Annotated in this window: 13 protein-coding genes and 1 riboswitch; of the genes, 6 read left to right on the top strand and 7 right to left on the bottom strand. The window is 73.7% G+C overall.

Annotated features, from left to right (window positions below):
- The first annotated feature begins 2 nt into the window (after positions 1–2).
- Genes ACYUD3_RS19430 through ACYUD3_RS19415 form a run of 4 tightly spaced genes read left to right on the top strand, consistent with a single transcriptional unit; the run spans position 3 to position 5,615 of the window.
- A complete protein-coding gene (locus tag ACYUD3_RS19430; RefSeq protein WP_470971480.1) occupies positions 3–2,087 on the top strand; it encodes a tetratricopeptide repeat protein in 2,085 nt (694 codons plus the stop codon).
- Positions 2,088–2,128: 41 nt separating this feature from the next.
- Positions 2,129–3,532: a VWA domain-containing protein gene (locus tag ACYUD3_RS19425; protein ID WP_470971478.1), complete on the top strand. Its 1,404-nt coding sequence runs from the start codon at positions 2,129–2,131 to the stop codon at positions 3,530–3,532.
- Positions 3,529–4,419: a hypothetical protein gene (locus ACYUD3_RS19420; protein WP_470971475.1), complete on the top strand. Its 891-nt coding sequence runs from the start codon at positions 3,529–3,531 to the stop codon at positions 4,417–4,419. Before ACYUD3_RS19425 ends, ACYUD3_RS19420 begins: the two co-directional genes overlap by 4 nt.
- Before the next feature lie 8 nt (positions 4,420–4,427).
- The gene (locus ACYUD3_RS19415; protein WP_470971473.1) at positions 4,428–5,615 is read left to right on the top strand and encodes an ABC transporter substrate-binding protein; all 1,188 of its coding nucleotides are present in this window, start codon (positions 4,428–4,430) and stop codon (positions 5,613–5,615) included.
- A gap of 36 nt (positions 5,616–5,651) precedes the next feature.
- Here the strand turns inward: ACYUD3_RS19415 and ACYUD3_RS19410 are convergent, their stop codons facing one another.
- Positions 5,652–6,137 (bottom strand): MarR family winged helix-turn-helix transcriptional regulator, encoded by a 486-nt coding sequence (locus ACYUD3_RS19410; protein WP_470971471.1) that lies wholly within the window; start codon positions 6,135–6,137, stop codon positions 5,652–5,654.
- Positions 6,138–6,472: 335 nt separating this feature from the next.
- On the opposite strand from ACYUD3_RS19410, the gene ACYUD3_RS19405 reads away from it, so the two are divergent.
- On the top strand, positions 6,473–6,700 hold the full coding sequence (locus tag ACYUD3_RS19405) for a CbtB domain-containing protein (protein ID WP_470971468.1): 228 nt from the start codon (positions 6,473–6,475) through the stop codon (positions 6,698–6,700).
- Between the two features lie 13 nt (positions 6,701–6,713).
- Positions 6,714–7,463 carry a CbtA family protein gene (locus ACYUD3_RS19400; RefSeq protein WP_470971466.1) on the top strand — a complete coding sequence of 250 codons (750 nt, stop codon included), beginning with the start codon at positions 6,714–6,716 and terminating at the stop codon, positions 7,461–7,463.
- A 64-nt stretch (positions 7,464–7,527) separates the two neighbouring features.
- Here ACYUD3_RS19400 and metE read toward each other — a convergent pair whose 3' ends face one another.
- From metE to ACYUD3_RS19370, 6 genes are all read right to left on the bottom strand, one after another.
- Positions 7,528–9,846 (bottom strand): 5-methyltetrahydropteroyltriglutamate--homocysteine S-methyltransferase, encoded by a 2,319-nt coding sequence (metE, locus tag ACYUD3_RS19395; protein ID WP_470971464.1) that lies wholly within the window; start codon positions 9,844–9,846, stop codon positions 7,528–7,530.
- A gap of 176 nt (positions 9,847–10,022) precedes the next feature.
- A riboswitch (cobalamin riboswitch) is annotated at positions 10,023–10,256 on the bottom strand.
- Positions 10,257–10,338: 82 nt separating this feature from the next.
- Positions 10,339–13,050: a helix-turn-helix transcriptional regulator gene (locus tag ACYUD3_RS19390; protein ID WP_470971461.1), complete on the bottom strand. Its 2,712-nt coding sequence runs from the start codon at positions 13,048–13,050 to the stop codon at positions 10,339–10,341.
- A 136-nt stretch (positions 13,051–13,186) separates the two neighbouring features.
- The gene (locus tag ACYUD3_RS19385; RefSeq protein WP_470971459.1) at positions 13,187–14,260 is read right to left on the bottom strand and encodes a Gfo/Idh/MocA family protein; all 1,074 of its coding nucleotides are present in this window, start codon (positions 14,258–14,260) and stop codon (positions 13,187–13,189) included.
- Positions 14,254–15,426 (bottom strand): radical SAM protein, encoded by a 1,173-nt coding sequence (locus ACYUD3_RS19380; protein WP_470971964.1) that lies wholly within the window; start codon positions 15,424–15,426, stop codon positions 14,254–14,256. Before ACYUD3_RS19380 ends, ACYUD3_RS19385 begins: the two co-directional genes overlap by 7 nt.
- Entirely contained in the window at positions 15,426–16,508 is a 1,083-nt protein-coding gene (locus ACYUD3_RS19375; protein ID WP_470971456.1) for a Gfo/Idh/MocA family oxidoreductase, read from the bottom strand. The genes ACYUD3_RS19380 and ACYUD3_RS19375 overlap by 1 nt, the downstream gene beginning before the upstream one ends.
- Positions 16,505–18,124, bottom strand: a complete 1,620-nt coding sequence (locus ACYUD3_RS19370; RefSeq protein WP_470971454.1) for a Rossmann-fold NAD(P)-binding domain-containing protein — start codon at positions 18,122–18,124, stop codon at positions 16,505–16,507. The genes ACYUD3_RS19375 and ACYUD3_RS19370 overlap by 4 nt, the downstream gene beginning before the upstream one ends.
- Between the last annotated feature and the right edge of the window lie 265 nt (positions 18,125–18,389).

Below are 18,389 nucleotides of genomic sequence, written 5' to 3'. Positions count from 1 at the left end.
CCGTGCAGCAGTGCAACCGCCCCGAATGCGGCCGAGGAGTCATCGACGAGGAGGGCTACTGCACCCGCTGCGGCGCCGCCCCCCTCCCGCGCGCCACCCCGGCCGACCGTCCCCGCGCCGCCACCGGAGTCGCCCAGGTCCGCCCCGACCCCTGGTACGGCCTCGCCCTCGCCGCCACCGGACCCGCCCCTGAACCCGCCGACCCCGGCCCCGGCGAACCCGTCCCCGAACCCGAGCGGCACTGCCCGGACCCCGACTGCGGCCACCCCGTCGGCCGCGGCCACGACGGCAAGGCGGGCCCGGTCACCGGCTACTGCCCCCGCTGCGGCACCCCCTTCGACTTCACCCAGCCCCGCGGCCTGACCATAGGCGACCGCTACGACGTCCAGCGCGTCCTCGGCTCCGGCGCCTTCGGCCACGCCTACCTCGCCCACGACCGCAACCTCGGCACCCACGTCGTCCTCAAGATGCTCACCCGCGCCGTCGCCCGCACCGCCGAACACGAACGCGACGTCCTCGCCGCCCTGCGCCACGACAGCATCGTCCGCATCCTCGGCTACGAACCCGACGGCGGCCCCTACCTCGTCCTCGAACACGTCCCCGGCAGCGCCCTCGCCGCCCGACCCGGCGAACCCCTCGAAACCCTCCTCGCCCACGGACTGCGTATCCTCCAGGCCCTCGACTACCTCCACGCCCGCCGCCTGCTGCACTGCGACGTCAAACCCCCCAACATCATCCGCTTCGCCGAACCCGGACCCGAAGGCCCCCTCGACCGCGTCCGCCTCATCGACTTCGGCGCCGTCCGCGCCCTCGACGACCCCGGCCCCGTCACCGTCTGCACCCGCCTGTACGCACCCCCCGAGAACGACCCCGAACTCCTCGACCCCACCCCCGGCTTCGACCTCTACTGCCTCGGCACCACCCTGCGCGAGGTCTGCCGCGCCCACCTCAGGGACCCGGCCGCGCCCGGCGTCCACTCCCTCGGCCTTCTCCTCGACCGCGCCACCGACCCCCTGCCCGCCCGCCGCTTCCGCACCGCCCGCCAGTTCGCCGAACAGCTCAGCGGCGTCGTCCGCCAGACCGTCGCCGCCCCGCTGCGCCAAGTAGCCCGCCCCTCCGCCCTGTTCGGCTCCCTCAACGACCCCCTCCACGGCGGCCTCGGCACCGCCCGCCCGCTCGCCGACTGGACCCGCGCCGCCGTCACCGACGACACCCGCCTCACCCTGCCCGCCCCCTTCGCCTGCCCCCGCCCCCAGGAGGTCGCCGCCTCCCTCCCCGCCCCCCTCGCCGACCCCGACGACCCCGCCCCCACGCCCGCCACCCGCACCGCCCTCGCCGAAAGCCGCTCCGCCCTGCGCCGCAGAGACGTCCAGGCCGCCGAAGAAGCCCTCGGCCAGGCCCAGTTGCCCGCCCAGCACTGGCTGCACGACTGGTACCGCGGCCTCCTCGCCCTCGCCCACGCCCGCACCCCCGACGCCGCCCACCACTTCACCCGGGTCCGCGCCGCCCTCCCCGGCGAACTCATGCCCCTCCTCGCCCTCGGCCTCTGCCACGAACACCAAGGAGACACCGCCGCCGCCACCGCCCTCTACACCACCGTCTTCACCACCACCCCGGCCTTCGGCGCCGCCGGCTTCGGCCTCGCCCGCCTCCACCACACCGAGGGCCACCGCGACCGCGCCGGCGCCATCGCCGCCCGGCTCGCCGAGGAGTTCCGCTACGAGCACGAGGCCCGCACCGCCGCCGTCCGCCTGTCCGTCCTGCCCGGACCCGACGGAGCGGCGCCGCCCCACGAACAGCTCGACCGGGCCCGGGAGCTGCTCGGCGCGCTCGACGTCGACGCCACCTCCCACGCCGCGCTCGCCGCCGAGATCCAGCACGGCGAGACCCTGCGCACCGGGGACCGGCTCGCCCTCTCCGAAGCGGTGCGCGCCCTCGCCGCGCACGCGCCGACCCCGCCCGACCACACCACCCTGGTCGACCTCGCCAACCGGCTGCGGCCCCCGCTCGGCTGGCGGGACATGCTCACTTTGAGGGGAACTCTCCCATCCCGTTCCCGGGGCGCGGCCCGCGCGTTACGCTCCTGAGCGTAAAGCTACGCGTACGCGAAGCGATCAGGGTGGGGCCGGTGGGGGACAGGCAGCCATGGAAACTCGACTTCAGCGTGGTCACGGACACACCAGGAGACCTGGCCCGTGACGCGGCCCGCGCGGACGCGCTGATCACGGTCCGCGCCACCGCCCGCGAGGCCCCGCCCGCACCGCTCGCCGAAGTCCTCATCATGGACAAGTCACTGTCCATGGCCGACCACGGCAGACTCGACGCCGCCAAACGCGCCCTGTGCGCGGCCCTCGACACCCTCCAGGACGGCACCCTCCTCGGCATCGTCGCCGGGCAGTACCACGCCGAGGTCATCCACCCGCTCACCCCGCTGACCCCGGACAGCAGACGCCGCGCCAAGGACCGCGTCCTCAGCCAGCTCCCCGAAGGCGGCACCGCCATCGGCCAGTGGCTCGCCTGCGCCGGCCGCCTCCTCGCCGGGGCCCCCGCCGAAAGCGTGCGGCACGCCGTCCTCTACACCGACGGCAACGACGAGCACGAGACCCCCGAACAGTTCGAGGCCCACCTCGCCGCCTGCGCCGGACACTTCGTGTGCGACGTACGCGGCCTCGGCCACGACTGGCACTACCACGAGGTCCGGCGCATCGCCGACGTGCTCCAGGGCGACGCCCGCGGCGTCGTCGAGGCCGCCGACCTCTCCACCGACCTCACCCGCCTCGTCCACCAGGCCCAGCGGCTCGCCGAACCCCGCGTCCACCTCGGCCTGCACGTCAGCAGCCGCTTCCGGCTCGACTTCGTGCGCCAGACCCGCCCCGCCGACGCCCCGCTCACCGCGCCCGAACGCCGCCCCGACGGCGAACTCCACCTCCCCCTCGGCCCCTGGCGCGCCGAGGAACGCCAGTACCACGTCTGCCTGCGCTTCACCCCCGACGCCCTGCCGCCCGAGGAGGACCTGCGGGCCCTGCGGATCACCGTCCACGCCGAGACCCCCGACGGCACCCGCACCGCCCGCACCCCGGCCCGGTCGGTGATCGTACGGCGCCGCGCGAGCCCCGAACTGCCCGTCCCGCGCCCGGAGAACCTCACCTTCCTCGACCGGCAGCGCGAGCTCGGCATGGCGATCCGCGCCTGCGTCGACGCCTGGCTCACCCGCGAACCCGCGGCGGCCGACCGGGAGTTGCGCCTCGCCCTCACGCTGGCCGAAGAGCTGGACGACTTCCACCTCACCGACCTGCGCCGGATCGCGGAGACCGGACCCGACGGGCGGCCCCGCGTCCGCCGCGCCGTCACCCGGGGCGAGATGCAGGCCCTGGCGCTGGAGACCGGACGGACGGTCGCCCGCCGCGAGGACTTCGCGGAACCCGCCCCCATGGACAGCGTCCCGCGCCGCCCCTGCCCCGGCTGCGGCGAACAGACCGACCACCCGGACCTGTTCTGCCAGCACTGCGGCACCCGCCTGGACACCCCGTGAGAGCGCCCCATCCGGCCGCACAGCTACGGCTCTTACGGGCCGCGGTCCACACCGCCCTCGCCCTCACCGCCCTCCTCTACCTCCTGCTCGCCGCCCAGGCCGACCGCCAGATCACCGCCGCCCTCCGCACCCACCGCGCGATCGAGAACATCGGCCAGGCCTACGCCGCCGCCGAGACGGCGCACACCGCGCTCGCCGGCGTCATCCGCACCCGCCAGCTCTCCCTCACCGGCACCGGAACCGAGTTCGCCAACGCCACCGCCCGCGTCACCACCCTCCTCACCTCCGCCGCCGAGGGAAACGCGGCCGGCAGCGCGGGCCAGGCCCAGATCCAGTTCGTGCAGGGCCAGTTGACGACCTGCGTCCAGATGGCCGAGGCCGCCGCCGACTCCCCGGACGGCGCCGCGAGCCTGGACAGCGCCCAGAAGGCGCTCACCGCCCCCCGCGAGCTGGACCCCAAGACCGGCAAGCCCATCCCCTACACCGGAGGCCTCACGCAATCCCTCCTCGACCTCACCGCCGTCCAGAGCGACGCCCTCGCCCGGCAACGGCGTTCGCACTGGCTGAACCCCGTCTCCAGCTGGGCCCTCCTCACCGGACCCGCCGCCGTCATGCTCGGCTGCGCCGGCGCCGGCGCCGCCGTGGTCGTACGCCGTTTCCGCCGGCCGCCCAGCAGACGGATCGCGCTGGCGTGGGTGCTGACGGCGGCGACCGGGGTCACGGGTGCGCTGCTCGCCCAGGCCGACGCCCGCGCGCTGCCCGGTGATCCGCTGCTCGGGCATCCGCTGACGGGCGCCCTCACCCTGCTCACGCTCGCCGCCGCGGCCGGGCTCGTGCACTTCGGCTACCGGCCCCGCCTCGCCGAGTACAGGTTCCCGCGCTCATGAGGAGGCTCATGCTGGTGCTGGTGGCCCTGTGCCTCGCCGTCGCCGGGTGCGCGGGGGAGCCGGGGCGCGGCCATGTGACGGTCATGGTGCCCTGGTCGGACCGGGAGTTCCAGGCGTTCTACACGGTCGTGAAGGACTTCGAGAAGAGCTCGGGCGTCACGGTCGACGTCCAGGTCAGCCGGGCCCTCACCCAGCAGCTCGACGCGGCCGTCGCGGCGGGCGCCCCGCCCGATCTCGCGATGCTGCCCAGCGTCGGCGCGATCGACAGATACATCGGCCCGGAGGGACAACTCCAGCCGCTGGACGTGTCGGTGAGCAGCTATCTGGACCCCTTCCGGGGACTCGCGACCGCCGACGGGACCGTCTACGCGGTACCGGTGAAAGCCGATGTGAAGAGCCTCGTCTGGTACGACGCGAAGAAGACCCCGGCGCCGCCCGCCACCCTGGCCGGGCTCAAGTCGGCCGGCCGGCCCTGGTGTCTCGGGCTCGCGTCCGGTCCCGCCTCCGGCTGGCCCGGCGCCGACTGGATCGCGGACATCCTCCTCGCGCAGGGCGACGGCAGCGCGTACCAGAAGTGGCTCGGCGGCACGCTCAAGTGGGACTCCCCGCAGGTGCGGCAGGCGTGGACGGTCTGGCACGACCTCGTCGGCGACGCCGCCCTGAAGCGCGCGGTCACCTTCGGTTTCGCCGAGGCGGCGGCCGGCATGAGGACCGGGAGCTGCGGCTACGCCCACGGCGCGCTCTCGGCGCTGGGCCTCGACGAGCGCTCCTCCACCTACGCGCCCTGGCTCGGGACCCGGCGCCTCGAGGTCTCCGCCGACTTCGTCGGGATGTTCACGCGCGGCAACCCGGCGGCGCGGGAGTTCATCCACTACCTGGCGGGGGCGGGGCAGGCCAAGTGGGTGCGGGCGCAAGGGGGTTACGCGATCTCGGCCGACACCCGGGTGCCGCTCGCGGACTACGGCACGGGGGCGCGGCAGGGGGTCGCGAAGATGCTGCGCCCCGGCTCCGGCTACACCCTCTGCTTCGGCGCCGCCGACGTCATGCGGCCCGATGTGTCGGCGGCCTTCTACCGGGCGGTGCTGGCGTACGCGGGCGGCGGGCGGGAGCTGGGGGAACTGCTGCCGGCGCTGGACGCGGTCCAGGAGCGGCTGGGGAGTTCGGGGGTGGGGGCGGGGAAGCTGTGCGCGTCTTGAGGGGCGGGGCGTGCCGAGGGGTGGGCGTCTTGAGGTTCAGGCGCGCGGCGGAGCCGTCCCGTCCGTGTCGATCGCGTGCTGGATCCGCTGGCCTATGTCCCGCAGCTGGCGCACCTGTGTCTGCGTGAGCGGGTCGAAGATCAGCCGGCGTACGGTCTCGACGTGGTCCGGGGTCGCGGCCCCGAACTTCTCCAGCCCTGCGGCGGTGAGGGTCGCCGTGGTGAAGCGGCCGTCCTGCGCGTCCGGCGCCCGGCGCAGCCAGCCGCGCTCCTCAAGTCTGCGGGCCACGTGCGAGAGCCGGGAGAGGGAGCCGTTGGCGAACATCGCCAGCTCGCTCATGCGCAGGGTGTGCTCGGGGGCCTCGGAGAGCACCGACAGGACCTGGTACTCGAAGACGCTCATGGACGCGTCGCGCTGCAACTGGGTGTCCAGTGTCGCGGGCAGCCTGAGCAGTACCCCGATCAGGGCCGCCCAGGTCTTCCTCTCCTCGGCGGTCAGTGGACGCGGCTCGGGGATCTGCATCCGCAGAGCATATCTGACGGGTCAACTAGTCTTTACTCAACCGTAGGTTGACGCTTCAAGTTGCCGATATGCGCAACTCCCCTTGTTATTTGCCGAGTTGCGCAGAAGTGGAGGCAGCCCCCATAAAACAGGGGCCGGCCGGCCGTCTCATGGGCGGGTCGAACGGGTATGGTCACCCCGTTCAACTGCTCGACGACGGCGAAGCGGAAGCCGGTGGGAATCCGGCACGGTCGCGCCACTGTGTGCCCTCGCGAGGGGGTGAGTCAGACCCGTGGCCGTCGTACCCCACACGCACCACCGACACGGGACGCGAACTCCCCAAGGAGGCACACGCCATGGCGCAGCACGTCGCCCAGCCGGCCGACAGCACCGAACTCCCCGCTCTGCCGGCCAAGTTGCCGATCGGCGCGATCGCCCCCTGGGCGGTCTTCTTCGGCATCCTGATGCTGGTCCTGCTCTACTTCGTCGGCGCCGAGCAGGGCGCCACGTCCGTCGTCGCCGGCGAGGACGTCCACGAGTGGGTGCACGACGCCCGCCATCTGCTCGGCTTCCCCTGCCACTGACCAGGGGACCGAGATGAACTCCGCAACAGTGCGAGGCCTCCTCGTCCGGGGCATGCTCGCGGGCCTCGCGGCCGGCGTCCTCGCCCTCGTCACCGCCTATCTGCTCGGTGAGCCCTACGTCGACAAGGCGATCGGCTTCGAGGCGGCGCACTCCCACGAGCACGAGACGGAACTCGTCTCCCGCTCGCTCCAGTCCACCGCGGGACTCGCCACCGGCGTCCTCCTCTACGGCGTCGCCTTCGGCGGTATCGCGGCGCTCGCCTACTGCTTCGCCCTCGGCCGCGTCGGGCGCTTCGGCCCCCGGGCGACCGCGCTGCTGCTGTCCGGCTGCGCGCTGCTCGCCGTCTACGTCGTGCCGTTCCTCAAGTACCCCGCCAACCCGCCGGCCGTCGGTGACCCCGGCACCATCGGCAAGCGGACCACCCTGTACTTCCTGATGATCGTGCTGAGCGTGCTCCTCGCGGTCGCCGCGACCCTCCTCGGCAAGCGGCTCGCGCCCCGGCTCGGGAACTGGTGGGCGACCGTCGCCGCGGTGGCCGCCTTCGCGCTGGCCGTCGGGCTGGCGTACGCCTTCCTGCCGGTCATCAACGAGGTGCCCGCCGACTTCCCGGCGACCGTCCTGTGGCGGTTCCGGCTCGCCGCGCTGGCCATCCAGTTCACGCTGTGGACCGGATTCGGGCTGGTCTTCGGGGAGTTGGCGGAGCGGGTGCTGAACCCGAGGCCGGCGAGGGCGCCGGCCGCGGCGGTCGCCGCGCCCGGCTGAGGGTGAGGGGCGACCAGGCGAGAGGGCCCGCGGAACGCGTCCGCGGGCCCTCTCGCGTTCTCGGCTAGTCGGCGGGCAGTTCGGCCCGGACCGTACGGGCGGCGGCCACCAGGTTCTCCAGGGAGGTGCGGGTCTCCGGCCAGCCGCGGGTCTTCAGACCGCAGTCGGGGTTGACCCACAGGCGCTCGGCGGGGATCGCCTCCAGCCCGGTGCGCAGGAGGCCGGCGGCCTCCTCGGTGCTCGGGATACGCGGGGAGTGGATGTCGTAGACGCCGGGTCCGGCCTCGCGCGGATAGCTGTGCGCCGCCAGATCGCGCGCCACCTGCATGTGCGAGCGGGCCGCTTCCAGGCTGATGACGTCCGCGTCGAGGTCGTCGATGGCCTGGACGATGTCCCCGAACTCGACGTAGCACATGTGCGTGTGGATCTGCGTGTCCGGGCGGACGCCCGCGGTGGTGAGGCGGAACGACTCGGTGGCCCAGCCGAGGTAGGCGGGCCGGTCGGCGGCGCGCAGCGGGAGGGTCTCGCGCAGCGCGGGTTCGTCGACCTGGATGACCGAGGTCCCGGCCTCCTCCAGGTCGCCCACTTCGTCGCGCAGGGCGAGGGCGACCTGGCGGGCGGTTTCGCCCAGCGGCTGGTCGTCGCGGACGAACGACCAGGCGAGCATGGTGACCGGCCCGGTCAGCATCCCCTTGACCGGACGCCCGGTGAGCGACTGCGCGTACGACGTCCAGCGCACGGTCATCGGCTCGGGGCGCGAGATGTCCCCGGCGAGGACCGGCGGGCGGACGTAGCGGGTGCCGTAGGACTGGACCCAGCCGTGCTGCGTGGCCAGGTAGCCGGTGAGCTGTTCGGCGAAGTACTGGACCATGTCGTTGCGCTCGGGCTCGCCGTGCACCAGGACGTCGATGCCGGTCTTCTCCTGGAAGGAGATGACGTCCTGGATCTCCGTCCTGATGCGCTCCTCGTACCCGGCCGTGTCGATGCGGCCGGCCCGCAGGTCGGCGCGGGCGGTGCGCAGTTCGTTCGTCTGCGGGAAGGAGCCGACCGTCGTCGTGGGCAGCAGCGGCAGCCCGAGATGGGCGCGCTGGGCCACGGCCCGCTCGGCGTACGGCTGGGAGCGGCGGGCGTCGGTGTCCGTGACGGCGGCGGCGCGGGCGCGCACGGCCGGGTCGCGGGTGATCGGCGAGTTCGCGCGCGAGGCCAGGTCGGCCCGGTTGGCGGCGAGTTCGGCGGCGATGGTGTCGGTGCCCTGGGCGAGGCCCTTGGTGAGGGTGACGACCTCGGCCGTCTTCTGCTTCGCGAAGGCGAGCCAGCGCAGGATCTGCGGGTCGATGTCGCGTTCGGCGGACGCGTCCAGCGGCACGTGCAGCAGCGAGCAGGACGCGGAGACGTCGACGCGGTCCGCGAGCCCGAGGAGCGTGCCGAGGGTGGTGAGGGACTTCTGGAGGTCGTTGATCCAGATGTTGCGGCCGTTGACGACGCCCGCGACCAGCCGCTTGCCGGGCAGTCCGCCGACGGCCGCCAGCGCGTCGAGGTTGGCGGCGGCGTTGTCGGTGAAGTCCAGGGCGAGGCCCTCGACCGGCGCCTTCGCCAGGACCGGCAGGGCGTCGCCCAGCTGGTCGAAGTAGGAGGCGACCAGGAGTTTCGGCCGGTCGGTGTGGGCGCCGAGGTCGCGGTAGGCGCGGGCGGCGGCGTTGAGTTCGGCCGGGGTGCGGTCCTGGACCAGGGCGGGTTCGTCGAGCTGGACCCATGCGGCGCCGGCCGCGCGCAGGTCCGCCAGGACCTCCGCGTACACCGGGAGCAGGCGGTCCAGCAGGGTGAGGGGTTCGAAGTCGGCGGCGACTCCGGGAGCGGGCTTGGCGAGGAGGAGGTAGGTGACCGGGCCGACCAGCACCGGGCGGGGGGTCAGGCCGAGCGCCAGGGCCTCCTTCAGCTCCGCCACCTGCTTGGCGGAGTCGGCCGTGAAGACGGTGTCCGGGCCCAGCTCCGGGACCAGGTAGTGGTAGTTGGTGTCGAACCACTTCGTCATCTCGAGCGGGGCGACGTCCTGGGTGCCGCGGGCCATGGCGAAGTAGCCGTCCAGGGCGTCGGCGTCGACGGCCGCGCGGTGGCGGGCGGGGATCGCGCCGACCATGACGGAGGCGTCGAGGACGTGGTCGTAGAACGAGAAGTCGCCCGTGGGGACTTCGGTGATGCCCGCCTCGGCGAGCTGGCGCCAGTTGCTCTGGCGCAGGCCGGCGGCGGTGGCGCGGAGGTCGGCTGCGGTGACGCGGCCCTTCCAGTAGCCCTCGATCGCCTTCTTCAGTTCCCGGCCCTGGCCCTGGCGGGGGTAGCCGTACACGGTGGCCCGGGCTGCCGCGGCTGCGGACTTCGGTGTCACGGAGATCTCCTTCGCGAGATGAATCCCTGAGATTCCCCGGAGACGGAATCGGGAGCGCGAAGGGGATGACGGACCGGACGGCCGCGACCCCGCGCGGCAATGGCGCGGTCGCTTTTCCGTCCGATATGTACGCCGACCCGCCCACGAGGTCACCGGGGTGTCCGCGCACGGAACGGTCCGTGCGCGGGCGGCTGGCAGGTCTTCGGACTCACGAGCACACCTTCTTCCCCAAGAATTCAGGAAGAAGACACCTACTGGCCGTCGCTTCCCAGACCCAGTACTTCGGGTCCAGTGCTTATGACGGCGGTCGTTCCCGTTCACCGCTGCGGGGCAGTCCCGGATTTCCACCGGGTTCCCTCTTACGACGCCCCGCCTGGCGGACGGGGCGAACCAACTGCTGGGGATCACCCTACGGGCTGTCGCCGTCCGGGGAACAGAGCGCCCGCGCTACGGAAAACGGTGGTGGGGTTTTTCAGGGGGTGCTCCTAGGGGTTATTCTCCGCCGCCGCGCCTGCTCCCCTGGCGGGGCACGAGGCCCAGCTGGTCGGAGAGTTCGGAGCGGCGGCGGACCGAGAGTTTGCGGTAGACGCGGGTCAGGTGCTGTTCGACGGTGCTCACCGTGATGTACAGCTGGGTGGCGATCTGCCGGTTCGAGCGGCCCTCGGCGGCCAGTGACGCCACGCGCCACTCGGCCTTCGTGAGCACGTCCTCCTCCTCCGGGTCCCCGTCGTCCACCGGATCGGGGTGCGGGTGCGGTCCGGCCGGGCACGGCGTTCCGTCGCCCGTGGCCAGGAGCCGGCTGATCCGGTGCGCGATCCCGCTCGCGCCGGCCAGTTCCATCGCCTCGTTCCAGCGGGCCCGCGCGATCCGGGTGAGGCCGTCCGCCAGGTCCTCCTTGCACAGGTGGGCGAGCGCGTGGACGAGCGAGACCTGGTCGCCCGTCTCCCGCAGGGTCACTTCGGCCTCCTCCAGATGGGCGCGGCGCCGGTCGGGGCCGTCGACGGCGGCCAGGACCAGCAGGGCCCGGCCCCGGGAGTCGCTGGAGCCGCGGGGCCGCGCGAGTTCCTCGCCGGCCATGTGGCGGGCCCGTTCCGGGTCGCCGAGCGCGAGATAGGCCTCCGCCGCGCGGGCCCGCCAGCCCAGCAGGTCCGGTGCGACGCAGACGGGGCGTGGCCGGCCCTGCGGCTCGGGCGGCTCCGGCGGTTCGGCGGCGGCGCAGGCCAGGAAGTCCTGGAGAGCGGCGTGCGGGTGGCCGGTCTCCAGGAGGTAGGCGCCGCGCGCGAGCCGGTACTGGGTGCCGTGGGGGGAGTCCCACATCTCGTCGGGCACCGGGCGCTCCAGGTAGCGGGCCGCCAGGTTCGGGTTCCCGAGGAGGGTGTGCGTGGAGACGAGGACCGCCAGCGGCGTCCCGATCACGATGCCCCAGCTGTGGTCGGGCAGCAGCTCCAGGGCCGAGGCCGCGTACGCCGCCGCCGTGCGCAGGTCGCCCATGTGCGAGCGGACCCGGGCGTGCAGGGCCGTCACGAACGCCTGCCGGGCCGGGAGCCGGCCCGGGGGGAGCTTGCTCAGCTGCTCCTGGCACAGCTGGTCGGCGGCGGCCAGCTCGCCCTGGCCGATCAGTCCGACGACGGACGCGAGGTCGAGCCCCCAGAGCCGGCGCGCGTCCATGGTGCGGTCGGGGGAGCGGCCGGCGCCCCCGTCGCGCTCGCCGGCCGGGGTGAGGGCGGCGGTGGCGCGCCGGCCGCGGAAGCAGGCGCGCAGCTCGGGCGCGTCCAGCAGCTCCGGCCACAGGGAGTCGATCAGGGTGGCCAGGCGCTCCACCTCGGCGTGGCTGTGGAACGGGTAGCAGGACTCGGCCAGCATCAGCGCCAGCTCCCGTGCCTGGTCGCGGTAGCCGAACCAGAGGAACCAGATGGTCAGCAGCCGCAGCGCGGAGCAGTCGGTGTGCCCGGCGCGCGCCGCGGCCAGCAGCCGCTCCACCTCCGGCTCCGCCGCCAGCGGGCTGAGCTGGCACAGCGTGGCGACGAGCAGGCAGACGGTCTTGGCGTGCTGGGCCTCGTCGAGGTCGACGCGGTCCGCGAGCCGCAGACAGGCCAGCGCCCGCTCCGGCTGCCCGGCCGCCAGGAACTGCCGCCAGGCGTGGTGCAGCACCCGTACCTCGGTCGGGTCGGGCGGCTCGTCGGCGGCCATGAGGTGGCCGGCGATCTCGGTGGCGGGCGCCCCTTCCCTGAACAGCAGCGAGGCGGCCCGCCGGTGCAGGGCCGCCAGCTCCGGGCCGAGCATGCCGAGCAGGGCGCCGGGGATCGCCGGGTGCAGGAAGCCGCCGTTCTTCAGCAGGCCCGCGTTCTCCAGTTCCACGATGCGCTGCTCGACGTCCTTGAGGGGCTGGCCGAGCAGGACGGCGGCGCGTTCGGGGGTCGCGTTCTCGCCCAGCACCGCGAGCGCCTCGACGGTCCGGGCGAGCGCGGGATGGCGTACCAGGGAGGCGAGGAAGGCGGTCCGGAAGGACTCCCCGATCGTCACCGGCGCCTGGGCGCGCCCGTGTCCGGCCCGCAGCAGGTCGAGGACCAGCGCGGTGACCAGGGCGAGGTTTCCGCCGCTGACCCGGTGGACCTCCTGGGCCAGCTCCCCGGCGGCCCGCGCCCCGATCCGCCGCTCCAGCAGCGCCCGCACCTCCTCGTGGCTGAGGGGGACGACCTCCAGCAGCCGGGCGTCGGGCAGCCCGAGGAACTCCAGGTGTCCGTCGGTGATGGAGAGGGTCCGGGGGAACGCCAGGACCAGGGTGATGGCGTGGGAGCGCACCCGCCGGGCGAGATAGAGCAGGCAGGCGCGCGACGCCGGGTCCATGAACTGGGCGTCGTCGACGACGAGGACGACTTCGGTGCGCCCGGCCGCCGCGCCCAGTTCGGTGGCGAGGTTCTGGAGCAGCCGCGCGGGCGCCGGCTCCGGGTGCTCGACGAGCCGCCGTACGGCCGATCTGACCTCTTCGGGAATACCGGGAGCGTGGCCGAGCTGCTCGACGACGGAAAAGGGTACTTCGTGTTCGTCACGGAATCCGGTGGCGTGCAGACAAACTGAGCCGACCCCCGCGGCTCGTCTTTTCATGTCCTCCAGAATGGAGGTTTTTCCTGTTCCAGGGCCTCCTCGAAGAATAAGGATGCCGCTGCGTCGTTCGGTCTGCCGGTCGCAGCTTTCCGATTGCATGATGATCAAGTTTAGGCGAGCCGGGACAGAGCGACAGATAGAGATCGGCTATTTTACAGCTTGTTTAACGGGGATGTCACATTACTTATAAGAAACTCATAGCGTTCTATTCGTGCCCTTCGCGACCTTCACGGACCTAGCGGACGTGCACCGGCCTGCCGGTGCGCGCGGACTCGTATACGGCCGCGACCACGGCCACCGCCCGCCGCCCGGCCTCGCCGTCCACCAGCGGCGCCCTGCCCTCGCGCACCGCGTCGCAGAAGTCCGCCAGCTGGTCCCGGTGCGGCTGGTACAGCAGGCCCCCGGCGTCCCGGGTCAGATCCCGCGCCAGCGCCTGCGCGTGGTCGGCCGACTGATCGCCCGCGCCGAACGCCCCGTACGCGGGCGCCTCCTCGCCGTCCTTGGAGAGGTGGACGAAGGCGAGTTCGTCGTCGTCGATCACCACACTGCCCCGGTCCCCGTTCACCGCCGTGCGCGCGGTGCGGCCCGGGTAGGCGGCCGTGCTGGCGAGCAACGTGCCCAGCGCGCCGTTCGCGAAGCGCAGGCTGGCGCTCGCCACGTCCTCCACCTCGATCTCCGGGTGCGCCAGCCGCGCGGTGTGCGCGGCCACCTCCTCCACCGGACCGGCCAGCCACTGCACCAGGTCCACCGTGTGGATCGCCTGGTTCATCAGCGCCCCGCCGCCGTCCAGTTCAGGCGTGCCGCGCCAGGTCCCCGACGCGTAGTACGCAGGCGCCCGCCACCACGACAGCTCGGCCACCACCGAGGTGATCCGGCCGAGCCCGCCGGAGTCGATCGCCGTACGCGCCAACTGCGCGGCCGGGTCGAAGCGGTGCTGGGACACCACCCCCAGCGTCCGCCCGGTCTCGCGCGCCACCGCCGTCAGCCGGTCCGCGGCCTCGGGCGTCACGTCGACGGGCTTCTCCACCAGCACGTGCTTGCCCGCCCGCAGCGCCGCCTCCGCCAGCTCCGCGTGCGTGCCGCTCGGCGTGCAGACGAGGACGGCGTCGACGTCCGGCCGCGCCAGCAGCCCCGCGACGTCGCTCGCCGTGCAGCCCGCCTCGGCCGCGAGCGCGCGCGCCCGCTGCGGGTCGCGGCCCGCGACCGCCGCCAGCCGGGCCCGCCCGGCCAGCATGCTGTCCTCACGGGCCAGCAGCCGGGTCCAGAACCCGCCGATCGAACCGCAGCCGAGCACGCCGAACGTCAGCATGAGACCTCACATTCCAGGGAGAGATGATGGGGGAGCGCGGCCGACTCGCGCTCCAGGGCGTCGAATTCGGCCTGGTAGCGCTCCCAGTACCGCCGGTTCACGTCCTGCACGCCCCGCCAGGTCGCCGGGGCGCTGCCGCCGCCGAGCGCGGGGGCGAGCCGGTCGTACGCGGCGGTGCCCGGCCGCAGGACGAACCGGCCGAGGGCGAAGCGGGCCGGCGGGTCCGGGACGCGGGTGCCGCCGGGCTCGCCGACCAGCAGCGGCACGCACGGCACGATGCCCGCGCGCGACAGCTTCAGCGCCGCCGCCCGCACCAGGGGCCCGGCCTCCAGCCACATGCCCCGGCAGCCCGCCCGCGCCCACCGCCCGACCTCGCTGCGCAAGACGACGTCCGCGCGCGTACGGCCCGTCCACTCCACGCCCAGCCCGGCCAGCCGGCCGCACAGCGCGCCGTGGAACGCCGCGTCCGCCCCGAACACGTCGTCCAGGAACACCACATGGCCGAGCCCGGCCGCCCGCTGCGCCGCGATCTCCGCGAGCACCTGGCTCACCGACCGGTACGGGCCCGGCGCGGAGCGCACCGCGCCCGCCGGCACCAGACGCGGGACACCGTCCACGACGACCTCGGCCGTGTACCGCGACAGCGGCACCACGTCGTAGGCGGGCGGCGGCCAGTGGCCCAGCTCCCGGTAGGGCGCCGGGCGGTTGCCCACCACCAGCACCGGCGGCACCGGACGCGTGAGGCCGCCGTACAGCACGGGCACGTCCAGGCCCGACGCCAGGTCGCGCACGCCCCGCACCGCCGCCGAGTCCGCCGCGCCGACGGCGACATGATCCGCCGTCAGCTCCAGCAGCGTCGCGCCCGGCAGCTCCGTGCCGTGCGGGCCGACCGCCAGCACCCGCACGCCGGGGAACCACCGGCGGACCCGGTTGACGGCGGCCCCGGCCGGCCACAGGTCCACCGGCCAGGGCGCGCCGACCGCCGTGAACACGACCAGCAGGTCGGGCACGTCGGCGGTCGGCGGCAGCTCGGAGAGCCGTTCGTCCCAGACGGTGACGTCATGGCCGTCGGCCCGCAGCCGGGCGGCGGCCAGCAGGGCGTCCAGCGGAACCCTGACGTCCGGCTCGCCCGTGGCGGGCACCAGCAGACAGACCCGTAGCCGCATCACGTACGCACGGACGGCGGCCGGGGCGCGGGGTGCGCGGTCTCGGCGAGCAGACCGATCCGGGCCACCCCGCGCAGGTCGAGACCGGGCGGGCCGTCCGGGGACAGCAGCGTGGCGACCGACCAGCGCAGGGCGTTGTCCAGCGGCGAGTCGTGCACCAGCCACTCGCGCCGCAGCCCCGGACCCTCCACCGCGAGCCGGTGGGTGTTGCGCGGCAGCCGGGTGCCGTTGGCCAGCGTCACCGGGTCCAGGTCGAGCCCGAACCGCACCGGACCCGCGACCACCTCGACATGCCGCTGCCTGCTCTCCCCGGCCGTGACCGGCAGCTCGAACCAGGACGGCACCTCGACCCGGCCCGTGGGATCGGGCCCGACGATCGTCGAGTACAGCTCGACGTCCACCTCGCCCGCGCTCACCCGCTCATAGGCCGCGGTGCTGGTCAGCTCGGGATCGGTCGCCACCCGCAGCGTCCACTTCGCCGGGCCGGTGTCCATGTACTGGTCGTACAGCTCCGGCGGCAGCGCGCCGCGCACCAGGGCCAGCATGTGCAGCCACTCGTAGCCGAAGACGCCGTAGTCGTGGTCGACGAACCGGCCCGCCGCGATGTCCGCCAGCCGGTCCTTGCCGAACCCGACCCGCACCGCCGCCAGCGGATGCCGGGGCGCCAGCTCCCAGCGCAGCGTGCGCAGCAGCGCCATCGCCTGCGAGTGCCGGTACTGGTCCATGATCACCAGCCGGGCCCCGGGGTGGGTGTCCAGCAGCTCCGTCAGCGCGGGGATCTCCCACGTCCGGCACAGCGGCTTCTCCACCAGCAGCCGGGCCGCCGGATCGAGCGCCAGCACCTGCGCCACCGTCGCCACGTGCGTGGCCGTCGGCGAGCACACCGACCACACGTCGACCGGCCGGCGCGCCGCCGCCTCCTCGATTCCCGCGAGCACCGGGACCTTGACGTCGGGGGCGACCGGGGCGGGGTCGACGACACTGACGTCGAACCCCAGGTCACTCAGCAGCCGCTGGTGCAGCCGGCCCGCCGCCCCGAACCCGATGACGCAGATGTGCGCCCCGGACGCGCGGGCACTCACCGGGCCGCCGTGGCGTGACGGGGAGTGCCCGAGGCCAGGTACTCCTCGTAGTAGGCGGAGAACAGGCCCGCCTCGTCGATCGCCCGGTCCACCGGCTCCAGATGCATGCCGGGACCGAGCCCCGCCGCCTCACGGCACAGCGTCTTCGCGGCGATCAGCGTGCCCGCGCGGTAGGCGTCGTAGCCCCGGTTCGCGATCCCCTCGTACTCGTACAGGTTCAGCGAACGGCCGTCGCCCAGCAGGGTCGCCGTGGTGCCCGTCGGCAGGTGGTAGCGGACCCCGACCTGCGGGACCGGCGTCGACGTCAGGCCCTCGAAACCCTCGCTGAGCAGGCTGAAGTCCTTGGTCGCGAAGCCCGCGAGGAACACGCCGTCGGGCAGCCGGGGCAGGTCCTCGGGGGTGATCGCCAGCTCGCCGGTGTTGCCGATGATCAGGAACGGGGAGTGCGCCGACAGCGCCTCGCCCGCGCTGCGGTACGTCTCGTAGCCGTGCTCGGCGGCCGTGATCAGCGTCAGGACGTCCGTGTCCACCACCGACACCCGGCAGCCCAGCGCGCGCAGCGCGTGCGCGACCCGGCCGCCCAGCGTGCCGTAGCCCAGCAGCAGCACGTGCCGGCCGATGAACTTCTCCCCCGGCAGGATCGCCCGCAGCCGGCGCACACAGGAGTCCGCGATCTCGTTGTAGCCCAGCATGCTCTTCAGCCGCGAACGGGCCATGTTCAGCACCGGGATGTCCAGCTCGCCCGGCGCGTTGATGATCCGCTTCAGCCCGCTGACCGTCAGCTCCAGCGCGCCGTCGATCCGGTCCTCCAGGACCCCGTCCGCGCCGTAGCCCTGCGCGAGCAGCCCGCCGTCGTCGACCACCAGCACCTTGCGGCCGGCCTGGTGCGCCTGGCGCACGAACTCGTCGACCCGCTCGTTGACCGCCAGCGCGTACGCCTTCTCCGCCGTGTCCGCCGTGTCGTTGATCACCGAGTTGTCCAAGGTGTCACTGCGGTAGCCGCGGCTGAGGAACCAGGCGTGCACCCGGTCGCGGTGCAGCGTGCGGTCGCCCTTGTTCAGCGCGAAGATCCAGTTCCGGTCGATGCCGGCCCGCTCCATGCCGAGCAGGAAACCGACGCTGTTCTCCACATAGTGGTCACGGAAGATCAACGCCCAGTCCCGCAGCGCGGGTTCCTCGGTGGCGTACAGGTCGACCAGGGGCATGCCCTTGACGATCGACTCGATCTCCGCCTCCGTGTAGCAGCTGCCCCGCAGCCGCAGCGCGTCCGCCACGCGCCCGAAGACCTCGTCCGCCGCCGGGGTCAGATACCCCTCGGCCTTCAGCAGCACCTGCGTCCGGCCGGCCGGCGGGTCGATGGCGTCCAGGGTGTCCGGCGCCGCGTCCGCCACCGGCCTGCTGTACACGTGCACCGGCGTGCCGTCCAGGTCGAAGCGGACGTCACCCGTCGGCGACGGCGTGGCTGGCACCCCCTCGCCACGCAGTACCGTGAGGACCGTATCCTCCACATCCTGGAGCGTCATACGGCCGTCGACGATCTCGTACCGGCCTGCCCCGGGGGCCGCGGTCGCGTTGTCGACCGCGAGACCCGCGGACTCGCTCTCGGTGATGGCCATGTCTCAGCCTCTTCTCGTCAAGAATCGGGTGGGGGGATCGGCCGCTCGGAGGGCCGATGTGCGAGAACCGGGTCGCGGAGGCCAGGCCACGAAGGGCGGCCTCCGATCAGGGCGAGCCTATGAAGATCGTCAGCGGCTTCCCCAGCCCCTAGGACCCCTACGACCCCCTACTGGAGTGCGCACCAACCCCTAGCGGGGCGCGACCGGGGGCTCGCGGCCCTACCGCACCGGACCTGCGGGCACTTCCGCCACCCGCCGCGCCCGC

The organism is Streptomyces sp. AMJ-169 (genome assembly GCF_055597585.1).
Note: the sequence above shows the minus strand (reverse complement) of the source record. Positions and strands in the feature narration are given on the sequence as shown.